Source organism: Pseudomonas sp. TE3644, from assembly GCF_056278815.1.
Genome location: NZ_JBWBQF010000001.1, coordinates 5249766 through 5263415, shown reverse-complemented (window position 1 = coordinate 5263415; position 13650 = coordinate 5249766). Strand labels below are relative to the sequence as shown.

The following is a 13650-nucleotide window of genomic DNA, read 5'->3' as shown; positions in this document are numbered from 1 at the left end:
TAAAAAAACGCCAGCATTGTGCTGGCGTTTTTTTTATTGAAGGGCCTTGGCCGATTCAATTAGCCCAGCAGAGTTGCCCAGCCTTCAACCACGTCGCCGCCCCACTTGGCTTTCCACTCTTTCAGAGTCTTGTGGTTGCCGCCTTTGGTTTCGATGACTTCGCCGTTGTGCGGGTTTTTGTACTGCTTAACTTTACGAGCACGCTTGGTGCCGGTGGCTTTAACTGCGGCGCCACGTGGGGCCTTGTTCAGCTTGGCTTCAGGATCCAGCAGCGCGATGATGTCACGCAGGGATTTCTGGTATTCGCCCATCAGGGTGCGCAGTTTGCCTTCGAATTCCAGCTCGGTTTGCAGTTTGTCGTCTTGCGACAGGTTTTTCAGACGGGCTTGCAGTTCTTTGATGGCTTCTTCGGTGGCGCGGTATTCGTTGATCAGGGACATGAGCAGGACCTTATGAATGCTGTGTCGGAGACTGTTGGCTCAATAATAGTCATAGGCCTTGTTCAAGTAAACATTAAACCTCATAACATTTTGCAAATGACGTTATTTTAATCGTGACCGACGGCAGTGATTTAAATTTGAACGCTCTGATATCTTTGGGCGTGGCGCTATTGTCTGCGCCAGTGCGTGACGGTTAACCCTGAACACTGCAAGGTCATGCGCGCTCGTCATCGCGGCTGCAACGAATACTGCAGTTTTGCCCAGTTGCCGCTAGAATAGCCGCCTTTGCGAAGTCTTGGAGTTTCCCCACATGCGCACTTTTCGGCTGGTTATCGCTTGCCCGGACCGCGTTGGCATCGTTGCCAAAGTCAGTAATTTCCTGGCTTCCCATAACGGCTGGATCAATGAAGCAAGCCACCACTCCGACGATCAGAGTGGCTGGTTCTTCATGCGTCATGAGATCCGCGCCGACACGCTGCCGTTCGGCATCGAGGCATTTCGCGAGGCCTTCGCCCCGATTGCCGAAGAATTTTCCATGGTGTGGCGTATTACCGACACCGAGCAGAAGAAGCGCGTTGTGCTGATGGCCAGCCGCGAGTCCCACTGCCTGGCCGACCTGCTGCACCGCTGGCACAGTGACGAGCTGGATTGCGAGATTGCCTGCGTGATCTCCAACCATGATGACCTGCGCAGCATGGTCGAATGGCACGGCATCCCGTACTACCACGTGCCGGTCGACCCGAAGGACAAGCAACCGGCGTTCGCCGAAGTCTCGCGCCTGGTCAACCATCACCAGGCCGACGTGGTCGTGCTGGCCCGCTACATGCAGATCCTGCCGCCGCAGCTGTGCCAGGAATACGCGCAGAAGGTCATCAACATCCACCACAGCTTCCTGCCGTCGTTCGTGGGCGCCAAGCCTTACCACCAAGCATCGCTGCGTGGGGTGAAGCTGATCGGCGCCACCTGTCACTATGTGACCGAAGAGCTGGACGCAGGGCCTATCATCGAGCAGGACGTGGTGCGTGTCAGCCACAGCGACAGCATCGAAGACATGGTGCGTTTCGGCCGTGACGTGGAGAAAATGGTGTTGGCCCGCGGCCTGCGCTACCACTTGGAAGACCGCGTGCTGGTGCACGGCAACAAGACCGTCGTCTTCAACTGACCATTGCGCAAGCGAGGCAGCCCCATGAGCGATCCCCGCGACAAGGCGGCTGCCACGCCGCCGCCCACCCTGGGCGAAGGCTGCCTGGCGCGTTATGACCCCGATGAATTGAGCGACGAGGATGGCACGGATTTCCCCGACGCCGAGGCGTTGTGGAAACAAACCCATCCCGACCCCGACCCTCTGTAGCCGCTGCCGAAGGCTGCGCTGGCCGGTGTGTACCCTGGAAATTTCCAGTGGGGCACGGGGCCAGCGCAGCCTGGCGGCAGCGGCTACGGGGTAGCGGCTGTCTCAGCGATACACCCGCTGCTTGATCCGCCGCAACAACGGCCCACCCACCATCGCCGCAAACACCGGCGCCCCCGCCAGCAGATAGAAGTAATAGGTCACCACCCGCCAGATCAGAATCGCTGCCGCCGCCGTCGATTTACCCACCATGGGCGCCAGCAGCGCCGCCGAGGTCAACTCCGCCGCCCCTGCGCCGCCGGGCAACAGGCTGAACTGGCCGGCAGTGAGTGACAGCATCTGGATCAGGAATGTCCAGGCCCAGCGTGCATCCGCCCCCAGCCCCTGCAACGCCAGGTACAGCACGCTGTAACGCACGCCCCAATGCAGGCAGGTCAGGGCGAAGGCCTTGAGCAACGTGCTGCGCGGCAAGGCGCAGGTATCACGGAATGCCTCAAGGAAATGCAGTAACTTGCGCGCCCAGCGTCGCCGTTTGCGCTCGCTCACCCCCAGGATGCGCAACAGCTTGCCGTTGCCGCGAATCACTTGGCGATGCCAGCGTACCAACGCGATGCCCAGTACCAGCCCGCCCAGCATCAGCAAGCCACTGAGCATCAGCAGCCATTGCAGGCTGTGGTTGAGGTGATGAAACAGCGCGTACAGGAAGATGCCCGCCAACGCACACAGGAAGAACGCCAGATCGCTGAGCTGATCCATGGCAAAGACCGCACTGGCCCGAGCCGGGCGAACGCCGTGACGGCCCAGCAAGGCCAGCAGCGTCAGCGGCCCGCCGCTGCCGCCGGGTGTGGCGCAGATGGCGAATTCGGTGGCCATGACGGTGCCCAGGCACCGGCGCAGGTTGAGGCGGCCCGCCATGTTGCCCAGCAACAGGCGCAAGCGCAGGGCGTTGATGCACCAGCACAGGCCGATCATGGCGAACATCACCGGCCACAGCGTGGCGGGGAAGCGTTGCAGGCGCCCAAACATGTCGCTGCCACCCAGCCATAGCGGGATCAGCACCGCCACCAGGATGCCGATCGCCAGCCACGGCCAGCGTTTCATGCGGCGTTACGGGCCAGCGCCTGGCGTTGCACCCAGGCCAGCTTGGTCAGCGGCGTGCGGCCCTGCTCCAGCAGGCGCTGTAGGGTGTCGAGCCAGTATTGGCGCGAATAGTCATGCTGCATGTCCACCGGGTGCAGCCCCAGGCGAATGCAGTCGGCCTGCTGCCATTTCTGCTGGCGCCAGTCGCTGACCACTTTCGACAGCCCGCGGCGCCAGGCGCTGCCGGCACTCCACACCAGGCCCGGCGCGGGGATCTCGGTGAAGTCGGGCAAGCGGTAGAGGTGCTGCGGGCTGCTGGTGTAGCTCAACGACAGGCGTTGCAAGGCACGGCGGGTGCCCTCGCTCATCAGCCAGGCCGGGGCCACGAACCCCTGCACCGGCCAATCGTTGCGGGCAAACACTTCCAGGCCAGCTTCAAGGCGCATCAGTGCCTCGGCCTCGGACAACTGATAGAACTCGCCTTCCCAGGTATAGACCCGGCGCATGAAGTACTCGCGCGGGGTGTGCGGCATGGGGCCGTCGTCGGCGTGGTAGAAGCCATGCAGCGCCAGTTCGTCGCCACGGGCCAGGCGCACGTCCATCATGCGCCGGAAGGCGGGAAAGTTGTGCAGGTGGTTGTGATGATGAAAGTCGGGCACCACCAGCAGGGTCATGGGCACGTCGCCCATGGCATCCACGGCGTCGACGAAGGGTTTGTAGTGCTCCCAGCTTTCGGGAGACACGTCATGCAGTACCAGTAACACGTCAGCCATGTCGCACCACCTTGCGGGCGCTGGTGCCGAGCACCGCGCGATAATGGTCCAGAAGCCCGGCCACCACGGTGTCCCAGGCGTAGTGCTGTTCGGCGTGGGCCCGGGCGCTAAGGCCCAGGTCGTTGTTTTGCGCGAACAACTGGCGCACAGCATCGGCCATGGCCGAGGGGTCATTGGGGCGGCAGAGCAGCCCGCAGTCCGGTTGCACTATTTCGGTAAAGGCGCCAGCCGCCACGGCTACCACGGGAATGCCGCTGGCCATGGCTTCCAGAATCACCAGGCCAAAGGTCTCCTGATCGCCGGCATGCACCAGGGCGTCGGCGCTGGCCAGCAGCCGGGCCAATTCGTGGGCCGGGCGGAAATGATCCATCACCGTGACGTTGCCCGGCACATTGGCCGGCATATGCGAGCCCACCAGCAACAGATGGTAGTGAGGGCCCAGGCGCTTCATGCAGTGCAGCAGCACCGGTAAATTCTTCTCTTTGGAACCACGGCCGGCGAAGATCAGCAGGCGGGTATCCTCGGCAATGCCCAACTCGGCACGCAACTCGGGGTCGCGGTGGCCGGGATGGAACGTGGTCAGGTCCACGCCCAGGCGCTGTACGTGCACATTGCCCACCCCCAGGCCGCGCAGTTTGTCGGCCATCACCTGGCTGGGCGCCAGCACGCGATCGAAGTTGCCGTACAGCTTGCTGACATAAGCTTCGACGTTGGGCGTGAACCAGTTGCCCATGCGGTTGCTCACCAGCAACGGCAAGTCGGAGTGATAAAAGCCGATCACCGGCACATCCAGCTGGCGCCGCGCGTCGAGTGCCGCCCAGGCGGTGAGGTAGGGGTCGCCCACCTCGATCAGGTCCGGTTGCAGGTCTTTGAGCACATTGCGCCAGGGGGCCAGGCGCAAGGGGAAGCGGTAGCCGTTGCCGAAGGGCAGGGCAGGGGCGGGTACCTGGTACACGCCGTTGTCTTCATTGAGCGCCGGCCCCGGAATCAACAGGCTGTGGCGCACGCCAGGCGTGGCCGTGAGGCGACGGTGTTTGGCATCAAGATAGGTTCGCACGCCGCCGCTGGCGGGGGCGTAGAACATGGTGATGTCAGCGATATGCACGATCGGTATCCCTGCGCAGTGTCATTCCCTAGGGTTGACCGCTGGCAGGAACAGTTGTTCGATCGGCATGAAACTGGACTGTGGGAGCAACTGCCTTTGTGGGAGCGGGTTCTACCCGCGAAAAAGACGCCACGTGGTGTCAGGTATTACGCGGTGTTCTTTTCGCGGGTAGAACCCGCTCCCACAGGTCTGCGAGTCAGATGCGGAAGCTGCCCACCAGTTGCTTCAGGCGGGTGGCTTGCTGCTCCAGGTCCGAGCAGGCGCGCAGGGTCGACTGCAGGTTCTCGATGCCTTCCTGGTTGAGGGTGTTGATTTCGTTGATGTCCATGTTGATGGAATCGACCACGGCGGTCTGCTCCTCGGTGGCGGTGGCCACCGACTGGTTCATGCCGTCGATCTCGCCGATGCGCACGGTCACGCTGCCCAGGCGTTCGCCGGCCTGGTTGGCGATGGACACGCTGTCGTGGCTGTGGCGCTGGCTTTCGCCCATGGTGGTCACCGAGGCGCGGGCGCCCACTTGCAGCTCTTCGATCATGCTCTGCACTTGCTGCGCCGATTCCTGGGTACGGTGTGCCAGGTTGCGCACTTCATCAGCCACCACGGCAAAACCGCGGCCTGCTTCGCCGGCGCGGGCTGCTTCGATGGCGGCGTTCAGGGCCAGCAGGTTGGTCTGCTGGGAGATGCTGGTGATCACTTCCAGGATCTGGCCGATGTTCACGGTCTTGCTGTTCAGCGTCTCGATATGGCCGCTGGAGGTGCTGATCAGGTCCGACAGACGGTTCATGGCCTGGATGCTGTTTTCAACCACCTGCTGGCCTTCCTCGGCCAGGCGGCGGGCGCTGGTGGCCTGTTGCGAGGCCTGGGCGGCGTTATGGGCGATTTCCTGGGCGGCGGCGCCCAGTTGATTGATGGCCGCGGCCACGCTGTTGGTGCGGTTGGACTGTTCGTCGGAATTGATCATCGACGAGTTGGAAGCCGCCACCACGCGCAGGGCTACTTCGTTGACCTGCTCGGTGGCCGAGGACACTTCGCGGATCGAGCCGTGGATACGTTCCACGAAGCGGTTGAAGGCGCGGCCCAGCATGCCGAACTCGTCGTTGCTGCCGATGTGCAGGCGGCGGGTCAGGTCGCCTTCGCCTTCGGCGATGTTTTCCATGGCGCGGATCATGGTGTGCAGCGGGCCCAGCAGCACGCGGATCAGCATGCCCAGCAGGGCGATGATGATCACCACGGCCACCACGGTGGCGATGATGGCCGAGGTGCGGAACTGGGTCAGCATGGCGAAGGCCTTGTCCTTGTCCACGGACAGGCCGATGTACCAGTTCACCGAAGGCAGGCCCTTGACCGGTGCGAAGGTGATGATGCGGGTTTTGCCGCCCACTTCCACCTCATGCAGCGCCGTGTCGATCTTCAGGTCGCTGCCTGGCGCCATTTCGTTGAGGGTCTTCATCACCAGGTCGCGCTCGGGGTGCACCAGGATCTTGCCATCGGCGCTGACCAGGAACGCATGGCCCATGCCGCCGAAGTCCAGCGAGCGGATGATCTGGTCCATGGTGTCCAGGCTCAGGTCGCCGCCCACCACGCCCAGGTTGGTGCTGCCCTGGTTGGCCGCCTCGACGATGGAAATCACCAGCTTGCCGGTGGCCATGTCGATGTAAGGCTCAGTCAGCAGGGGGCCGCTGGTGGCCAGGCCGCTTTTATACCAGGGGCGCACGCGGGGGTCATAACCGGCGGGCATGGTGGTTTCAGGTTTGTTGTAGAAGTGCCCCTGGTTGTCGCCCAGGTAAATGGCCAGGAAGTTATTGACCAGGGTCGGTTGTTCAAGCACATGGTTGACGTTGCCAGGCTCGGGGTTCAGGCGGATGTTTTCCACCGCGTTCTGTACCAGCAATATCCGCCCGCCCAGCCAGTTGCTGATATTGGTCGAGGTGACTTCGCCCATTTCCTGCAGGTAGCTTTCCAGGTCCTTGCGGATCGCGTTGCGTTGCAAGTAATCGTTATACAAGGTGAACAATGCAAAGGCGGCCAACACAATCAATGAGGCCGCGATGAGAATCTTGTGGCTGAATCTCAGGTTTTTATTCATGGGGGATACGATCCGCTAAGGTCTTAATTCGGGGCAGGTGATTAAGTGGTGCCTTCATCCCTTAAAGGCGGGGGCTAGCGTTTTTTGGAGTTTGGTCTGTCACCTGTTCTATCGACCGCGTCGGGGAAAAGCTTAAGCGAGGTGACGAAATGCCTGATAGTGCGCAATTGCTCATAGGGGCCGGCCTGACAGGGCAGCCCATCGGCCAGGACCTGCGCCTGGCCAACCGCCATGGCCTGATTGCCGGGGCCACCGGCACCGGCAAGACCGTCACCTTGCAACGCCTGGCCGAGGCCTTCAGCGATGCCGGGGTGGCGGTGTTTGCGGCCGACATCAAGGGCGACCTGTGCGGCCTGGGTGCCGCGGGCGCGCCCAGCGGCAAGGTGGCCGAGCGCATCGCCGGCATGCCGTGGTTGCAGCACCGGCCCCAGGCGTACCCCGTCACCTTGTGGGATGTGCACGGGCAAAGCGGCCACCCGTTGCGCACTACCCTCAGCGAAATGGGGCCGTTACTGCTGGGCAGCCTGCTGGAGCTGACCGACAGCCAGCAGGCCGCCTTGTATGCCGCCTTTAAAGTGGCCGACCGTGAAGGCCTGTTGCTGCTGGACATCAAGGACCTGAAAGCGCTGCTGGGTTATTTGCGCGACACCCCCCAGGCGCTGGGCGATGACAGTGCGTTGATGACCAGCGGTTCGGTCCAGGCCCTGCTGCGCAGGCTGGCCACCCTGGAGCAGCAGGGCGCCGAAGCTCTGTTCGGCGAACCCGCGCTGCAGTTGCAGGATATTCTGGCGCCCACCGCCGATGGCCGTGGGCGTATTCACCTGCTCGATGCCAGCCGCCTGGTGCATGAGGCGCCCAAGGTGTACGCCACGTTCCTGCTGTGGCTGCTGGCTGAGTTGTTCGAGCAGTTGCCCGAGCGCGGCGATGCCGACAAACCACTGTTGGCCTTGTTTTTCGATGAAGCGCACCTGTTGTTCGCCGGCACGCCCAAGGCCTTGCAGGACCGCCTGGAGCAGGTGGTGCGCCTGATCCGGTCCAAGGGCGTGGGCGTGTATTTCGTCACCCAATCGCCGGCCGACCTGCCCGACAACGTGCTGGCGCAACTGGGCCTGCGGGTGCAGCACGGTCTGCGGGCGTTCACGGCCAAGGAGCAGAAGTCGTTGAAGGCGGTGGCGGATGGTTTCCGTCCCAACCCGGCTTTTGACAGCCTGGCGGTGCTGACTGAGCTGGGGATTGGTGAAGCGCTGGTGGGCACGTTGCAGGACAAAGGCACGCCGGCCATGGTCCAGCGGGTGCTGGTGGCGCCACCGCAGTCGCGCATCGGGCCGCTGAGCGAGGCGGAGCGCGCGGCGATCATTGCCGCATCCTCGTTGCAGGGGCGCTATGACAAGCCGGTGGATCGCGAATCGGCGTATGAAATGCTGCTGGCGCGCAAGGCGCCGCCGGTGGATGAGACGGCCGAGCCTGCGCCGGCGGGTGGCAGCCTGGCGGACAGGGCAGGGGAGCTGCTGGGCGGGGTGGCCGGGCAGGCGATCAAGTCGGCGATGCGCCAGGCGGCCAGTCAGTTGGGGCGTGAGTTGGTGCGCGGGTTGATGGGGTCTCTTTTAGGCGGTAAAAAACGCCGGTAGCCGCTGCCGCCAGGCTGCGCTGGGCATCAGCCACACTGAAAATCTGGTGTGAACCTGATGGCCTGCGCAGCCTTCGGCAGCGGCTACAGGTGTTCCGATACAAAAAAGGCGCCCGAAGGCGCCTTTTTCAATCGCAGTGACCTTAGGCCACAAACTTCGACGACAACCAGAACAGCCCCGCCGCCAAGGCCATCGACGCCGGCAGGGTCAACACCCACGCCAGCATGATGGTCTTGATGGTGCCGCCCTGCAGCCCGCTCTTGTTGGCGACCATGGTGCCGGCAACACCCGACGACAGCACGTGGGTGGTCGACACCGGCAGCGCGAAGACGTTGGCCAGGCCAATCGACAGCGCGGCGGTGATCTGCGCCGACATGCCCTGTGCGTAGGTCATGCCCTGCTTGCCGATCTTCTCGCCGATGGTCAGCACCACGCGCTTCCAGCCGATCATGGTGCCCAGGCCCAGGGCCAGTGCTACCGCCACCACGACCCAGAAGGGCGCGTATTCGGTGGTGGTGGTCAGGTCCTTGCGCAGTTTCTCAAGGTCCGACTTCTCACGCGAGTCCAGCGCCGGCAGCTTGCCCACCTGACGCGCGGTGTCGTCCAGGCACAGCAGGTAGCGGCGTACTTCGATGCGCTTTTCCGGGGCCAGCGAATGGTAGTCCGACACACCGTTCAGGGTGGTCAGCAACGCATTGATGGTGGGCTCGGTCTGCTGCGGTTCGCAACGGTACTGGTCCGGCAGGTCACCGGCCTGGGACTTGCCCAGGGCCAGGTATTCGCCCAGCGTCGGTGCATTGCGCTGGTAGAACTGGCTCAGGTGCTGGGTGGCGTCGCGGGTACGCTCGATCTGGTAGGTGGTGCTGCTCAGGTCCAGTACGAACTGCGCCGGCACGATGCCGATCAGCACCAGCATGATCAGGCCGATACCCTTCTGACCGTCGTTGGAGCCGTGCACGAAGCTCACGGCCATGGCCGATACCACCAGCACCAGACGGTTCCAGAACGGCGGATGCTTCTTGGAATCGGTCTTTTTGCGCTGCTCGGGGGTCTTGTGCATGTTGGACAGCGGGCGCCACCACTTCAATGCAATCAGCACCAGCGCGGCCACCAGGAAACCAACGATGGGCGAGACCACCAGCGAGGCGCCGATGTCGATCGCTTTCTGCCAGTTCACGCCCTTGCCCAGCGGGATGTGGTTGAGCATGGCGTTGGCCAGGCCCACGCCCAGGATCGAACCGATCAGGGTGTGCGAGCTGGACGACGGAATGCCGAAATACCAGGTACCCAGGTTCCAGGCGATGGCCGCCGCCAGCAGCGAGAACACCATGGCCAGGCCCTGGCCGGTGTTGACGTTGATCAGCAACTCGACCGGCAACAGGTGAACGATCGCGTACGCTACGCCCACGCCGCCAAACAGCACGCCCAGGAAGTTGAAGGCGCCGGAGAAGAACACGGCCAGGTGTGGCGGCATGGCTTTGGTATAAATGACAGTAGCGACCGCGTTGGCGGTGTCATGAAAGCCATTGATGAACTCGAAAGCCAGGACAAAGGCGAGAGCGAAGAAAAGGCTCACCAGTACCCAGGCGTCGACTCCGTGGAATAAATCAATCATGAAGGTTTTCTGACCCGGTCATAAGGGGGCGCGATTATGCCAGAAAACCCTGCAAATCGATGCCCTCGCTGCCAGTCGGTAACAAATTTCGACAATTCGGTCAGGACGACCAAGGGCTGCCCGCCTGGGGGAACAGGCGGGGAAAGTCCGCAAAATGGCGGGCTTTGACGGGTTTTAGCGCAGATTTGAGCCTGTTTTAAAGGCCTCAAACAAGCGTATGAAATTTCCCGTCATCAGGCTGTCATTGATCGGTCATGGCGGGCAGGACCGTCTGTGATGCCATTAGAGTGCAATCAGCGCTCAAGGTTCCTCGCCCTTCAGATCCTTTTCGATCTTCTGGATTTCCTGGGCAAAGGCCTGGTCGAGCAGGCTGGCACGCTTGCGCCACGGTTTGCGTTCCGGCTCGGGTTGCGCGGCGTAAGTGGTCACTTCTCCGCCGTAAACATCCTTGTAACGTTGTTCCTGGCGCTCAAGTTCCGCGCGCAGTTCATCTTTCGTCACATTGTTACCTAATGGTTCTATTTGTTTCCGGTGTTTGCGCGATACCCGTCCAGGCTCACGGCCACGTCACCGGAAAAAGGGGCTGTCGTAGCAACAGTCTGTTTATTGTCGGGAGGCCGGCGATGCTGCGCCAAGCCACGTACCGGCGCCGAATGTTGGTCGATACGGAGTGTGCGCCTGTGTGAACTAAACTGTTACCAGGCCCACGCAAACTAATTATAGCAATACTCGCCAATAAGACTATCAACCGAATGCGTCGCTTGTATCAACTTGGCAACCAGTTTTGTTACAGCGCGCGTGGCAGGCGTGGGGCAGGGAAGAAAAAACGGCCTTGCCCCGGGGCAAGGCCGTGCCTGGGACTTCTTTGGTGGGTACCTGACCAGTCTCTCCAAGAAGCCACATGGTGGCAGTGGAAAGGTATAAGCAACCAGGCGAATGGTCAATTGCGATTATCGGCCAATCGTTCGATAATCGCCCTTGACGGACGCTTGTCGCGCATTGGCAGGATGCTCCCGCGTACAGATTGACCATGCAAAGGACCCGGAATGAACGATCAACTGCGCAATTCATTCACCTCATTGGCCCCGCCCATCGTGGCGTCCCCGGCCAAGCGTATCCAGGCGTTCGCCGGCGATCCGGACTTCATGACCTCGCTGGCGCGCGGCCTTGCCGTGGTGCAGGCGTTCCAGGAGCGCAAGCGCCACCTGACCATCGCCCAGATCAGCCACCGTACTGAAATCCCCCGCGCCGCCGTGCGTCGTTGCCTGCACACGTTGATCAAGCTGGGCTACGCCACCACCGACGGGCGCACCTATTCGCTGCTGCCCAAGGTGCTGACCCTGGGTCACGCCTACCTGTCGTCGACGCCGCTGGCCGTGACCGCGCAGCCGTACCTGGACAGCATGAGCGAGCAGCTGCACGAAGCCTGCAACATGGCCACGCTGGAAGGTGACGACATTCTCTATATCGCCCGTTCGGCCACCACCCAGCGGCTGATCTCGGTGGACCTGGCGGTGGGCGGGCGGTTGCCGGCCTATTGCACGTCCATGGGCCGCATCCTGCTGGCGGCGCTGGACGACGTGACCCTCAAAGACTACCTGGACAACGTCGACCTCAAGCCCAAGACCAGCCGCACCCTGACCACCCGCGAGGCGCTGCTCGAATGCCTGCAGCTGGTGCGGCAGCAGGGCTGGTGCATTGTCGACCAGGAGCTGGAACAGGGCCTGCGCTCCATCGCCGTGCCGGTCTACGACGCCTCCGGGCAGGTGTTGGCCGCGCTCAACGTCAGCACCCACGCCGGCCGCGCCAGCCGCACGGAACTGGAGCAGCGCATCCTGCCGATCATGCTCAACGCCAGCCGCGATCTGAGTGCGCAATTGTTTGCGTGAACCCTTCGGCGGTTGCTGTGCGATAAACGCACAGATATACCAATAGCGAATTGCGCCGCGTTGCGGCGCTGATTAATGTCGCCCGCACAGGTCGAGCCCCCCTCGACCTTCCAATAATAAAGTGCAGAGGTTGACCCATGACTCGATTCCCTTCCGTGCGCCCGCACGTGCTCCAGCGATCCACTCGCCGAGCCTGATCCCCGTCCAACCACTATGCTTTTGAGTGTGCAGGTCCAGTACCGGCATACGTGCTCCTGCGCGTCCTTTGCGGAATAAAAACAATGAACAGTCCACAAGCTGCTGTAGGGAACTGCCTTGATGTGCAGTCCTTCATCAATAACCAACCCCTGTCGCGCTACCAGTGGCGGGTGGTGATCCTGTGTTTCCTGATCGTCTTCCTCGACGGCCTGGACACCGCCGCCATGGGCTTCATCGCCCCGGCGCTGTCCCAGGACTGGGGCATCGACCGCGCCAGCCTTGGCCCGGTGATGAGCGCTGCGCTGATCGGCATGGTGTTCGGCGCCTTGGGCTCCGGCCCGCTGGCCGACCGTTTCGGTCGCAAGGTGGTGCTGGTCGGTGCGGTACTGCTGTTCGGCATCTTCAGCCTGGCTTCGGCCTACAGCGGTAACGTCGATCAACTGCTGGTGCTGCGCTTCCTCACCGGCCTGGGCCTGGGCGCCGGCATGCCCAACGCCACCACGCTGCTGTCCGAATACACCCCCGAGCGCTTCCGCTCGCTGCTGGTCACCAGTATGTTCTGCGGCTTCAACCTGGGCATGGCCGGCGGCGGCTTTATCTCCGCCAAGCTGATCCCGGCCTACGGCTGGCACAGCCTGTTGCTGCTGGGCGGCCTGCTGCCGATCGTGTTGGCGGTGGTGCTGCTGGTGTGGCTGCCGGAATCGGCGCGGTTCCTGGTGGTGCGCAACCGCGGCACGGATCGCATCCGCAAAACCCTGGCACCCATCGCCCCGGCCGTGGTGGCCGAGGCAGGCAGCTTCAGCGTGCCTGAACAGAACACCGTGAAGGGCCGCAACGTGTTGGCGGTGATCTTCTCGGGTACCTACAGCGTTGGCACCTTGCTGCTGTGGCTGACGTATTTCATGGGCCTGGTGATCGTCTATCTGTTGACCAGCTGGCTGCCTACCCTGATGCGTGACAGCGGCGCCAGCATGGAGCAGGCCGCCTTCATCGGCGCGCTGTTCCAGTTCGGCGGCGTATTGAGCGCGGTGGGCGTGGGCTGGGCCATGGACCGTTTCAACCCGCACAAGGTGATCGGTACCTTCTACCTGCTGGCAGGCGTGTTCGCCTACGCCGTGGGCCAGAGCCTGGGCCACATCACCGTGCTGGCGACCCTGGTGCTGGTGGCGGGCATGTGCGTGAACGGCGCGCAATCGGCGATGCCGTCGCTGGCCGCGCGCTTCTACCCCACCCAGGGCCGCGCCACGGGCGTATCGTGGATGCTGGGCATCGGCCGCTTCGGTGCCATCCTGGGCGCCTGGATGGGTGCAACCCTGCTGGGCCTGGGCTGGAACTTCGAGCAAGTGCTGACCGCATTGGTGATCCCGGCCGCGCTGGCCACCACCGCCGTGGTCATCAAAGGCATGGTCAGCCACGCTGACGCCACCTGACCCGTAGCCGCTGCCGAAGGCTGCGCTGGCCCTATGCCCCGCTGGAGATCTCCAGTGA

Annotated in this window: 12 protein-coding genes; 5 read left to right on the top strand and 7 right to left on the bottom strand. The window is 62.8% G+C overall.

The annotated features are described in order from the left end of the window. Positions 1-59: 59 nt before the first annotated feature. Complete coding sequence (gene mvaT / locus ACZ9GA_RS23225) at positions 60-440, bottom strand: histone-like nucleoid-structuring protein MvaT (RefSeq protein ID WP_457360536.1); 381 nt, start codon at positions 438-440, stop codon at positions 60-62. Positions 441-750: 310 nt separating this feature from the next. Here mvaT and purU point away from each other — a divergent pair, with 310 nt between their 5' ends. Together purU and ACZ9GA_RS23215 are read left to right on the top strand one after the other, a co-directional pair. After that, positions 751-1602, top strand: a complete 852-nt coding sequence (gene purU / locus ACZ9GA_RS23220) for a formyltetrahydrofolate deformylase (protein ID WP_027976933.1) — start codon at positions 751-753, stop codon at positions 1600-1602. Positions 1603-1626: 24 nt separating this feature from the next. Next, entirely contained in the window at positions 1627-1791 is a 165-nt protein-coding gene (locus ACZ9GA_RS23215; RefSeq protein ID WP_457360538.1) for a hypothetical protein, read from the top strand. 102 nt (positions 1792-1893) lie between these two features. Here ACZ9GA_RS23215 and ACZ9GA_RS23210 read toward each other — a convergent pair whose 3' ends face one another. The 4 genes from ACZ9GA_RS23210 to ACZ9GA_RS23195 all read right to left on the bottom strand — a co-directional run bounded on the left by ACZ9GA_RS23210 (position 1894) and on the right by ACZ9GA_RS23195 (position 6832). Continuing rightward, positions 1894-2889, bottom strand: coding sequence for a lysylphosphatidylglycerol synthase transmembrane domain-containing protein (locus ACZ9GA_RS23210; RefSeq protein WP_457360540.1), 996 nt, complete (start codon positions 2887-2889; stop codon positions 1894-1896). Continuing rightward, complete coding sequence (locus ACZ9GA_RS23205) at positions 2886-3641, bottom strand: DUF2334 domain-containing protein (RefSeq protein WP_457360542.1); 756 nt, start codon at positions 3639-3641, stop codon at positions 2886-2888. Before ACZ9GA_RS23205 ends, ACZ9GA_RS23210 begins: the two co-directional genes overlap by 4 nt. Further along, on the bottom strand, positions 3634-4755 hold the full coding sequence (locus ACZ9GA_RS23200) for a glycosyltransferase family 4 protein (RefSeq protein WP_457363666.1): 1122 nt from the start codon (positions 4753-4755) through the stop codon (positions 3634-3636). The genes ACZ9GA_RS23205 and ACZ9GA_RS23200 overlap by 8 nt, the downstream gene beginning before the upstream one ends. A 187-nt stretch (positions 4756-4942) precedes the next feature. After that, the gene (locus ACZ9GA_RS23195; protein WP_457360544.1) at positions 4943-6832 is read right to left on the bottom strand and encodes a methyl-accepting chemotaxis protein; all 1890 of its coding nucleotides are present in this window, start codon (positions 6830-6832) and stop codon (positions 4943-4945) included. Between the two features lie 149 nt (positions 6833-6981). Here ACZ9GA_RS23195 and ACZ9GA_RS23190 point away from each other — a divergent pair, with 149 nt between their 5' ends. After that, positions 6982-8460 carry a helicase HerA-like domain-containing protein gene (locus ACZ9GA_RS23190; protein ID WP_457360546.1) on the top strand — a complete coding sequence of 493 codons (1479 nt, stop codon included), beginning with the start codon at positions 6982-6984 and terminating at the stop codon, positions 8458-8460. A gap of 142 nt (positions 8461-8602) precedes the next feature. On the opposite strand, the gene ACZ9GA_RS23185 is transcribed toward ACZ9GA_RS23190, so the two are convergent. Together ACZ9GA_RS23185 and ACZ9GA_RS23180 are read right to left on the bottom strand one after the other, a co-directional pair. Beyond that, on the bottom strand, positions 8603-10075 hold the full coding sequence (locus tag ACZ9GA_RS23185) for an inorganic phosphate transporter (RefSeq protein ID WP_027976939.1): 1473 nt from the start codon (positions 10073-10075) through the stop codon (positions 8603-8605). A 300-nt stretch (positions 10076-10375) separates the two neighbouring features. After that, the gene (locus ACZ9GA_RS23180; RefSeq protein ID WP_455923945.1) at positions 10376-10576 is read right to left on the bottom strand and encodes a hypothetical protein; all 201 of its coding nucleotides are present in this window, start codon (positions 10574-10576) and stop codon (positions 10376-10378) included. A gap of 545 nt (positions 10577-11121) precedes the next feature. Between ACZ9GA_RS23180 and pcaR the strand changes: the two genes are divergently transcribed. Both pcaR and pcaK read left to right on the top strand, forming a co-directional pair. Further along, on the top strand, positions 11122-11964 hold the full coding sequence (pcaR, locus tag ACZ9GA_RS23175) for a pca regulon transcriptional regulator PcaR (protein ID WP_455923946.1): 843 nt from the start codon (positions 11122-11124) through the stop codon (positions 11962-11964). A 281-nt stretch (positions 11965-12245) separates the two neighbouring features. After that, on the top strand, positions 12246-13592 hold the full coding sequence (pcaK, locus tag ACZ9GA_RS23170; RefSeq protein WP_457360549.1) for a 4-hydroxybenzoate transporter PcaK: 1347 nt from the start codon (positions 12246-12248) through the stop codon (positions 13590-13592). Positions 13593-13650 lie beyond the last annotated feature (58 nt).

Bases quoted from the DNA above. Each gene is read 5' to 3' on its own strand.
- mvaT (WP_457360536.1), bottom strand. From the start codon at position 440: ATGTCCCTGATCAACGAATACCGCGCCACCGAAGAAGCCATCAAAGAA.
- purU (WP_027976933.1), top strand. From the start codon at position 751: ATGCGCACTTTTCGGCTGGTTATCGCTTGCCCGGACCGCGTTGGCATC.
- ACZ9GA_RS23215 (WP_457360538.1), top strand. From the start codon at position 1,627: ATGAGCGATCCCCGCGACAAGGCGGCTGCCACGCCGCCGCCCACCCTG.
- ACZ9GA_RS23210 (WP_457360540.1), bottom strand. From the start codon at position 2,889: ATGAAACGCTGGCCGTGGCTGGCGATCGGCATCCTGGTGGCGGTGCTG.
- ACZ9GA_RS23205 (WP_457360542.1), bottom strand. From the start codon at position 3,641: ATGGCTGACGTGTTACTGGTACTGCATGACGTGTCTCCCGAAAGCTGG.
- ACZ9GA_RS23195 (WP_457360544.1), bottom strand. From the start codon at position 6,832: ATGAATAAAAACCTGAGATTCAGCCACAAGATTCTCATCGCGGCCTCA.
- ACZ9GA_RS23190 (WP_457360546.1), top strand. From the start codon at position 6,982: ATGCCTGATAGTGCGCAATTGCTCATAGGGGCCGGCCTGACAGGGCAG.
- ACZ9GA_RS23185 (WP_027976939.1), bottom strand. From the start codon at position 10,075: ATGATTGATTTATTCCACGGAGTCGACGCCTGGGTACTGGTGAGCCTT.
- pcaR (WP_455923946.1), top strand. From the start codon at position 11,122: ATGAACGATCAACTGCGCAATTCATTCACCTCATTGGCCCCGCCCATC.
- pcaK (WP_457360549.1), top strand. From the start codon at position 12,246: ATGAACAGTCCACAAGCTGCTGTAGGGAACTGCCTTGATGTGCAGTCC.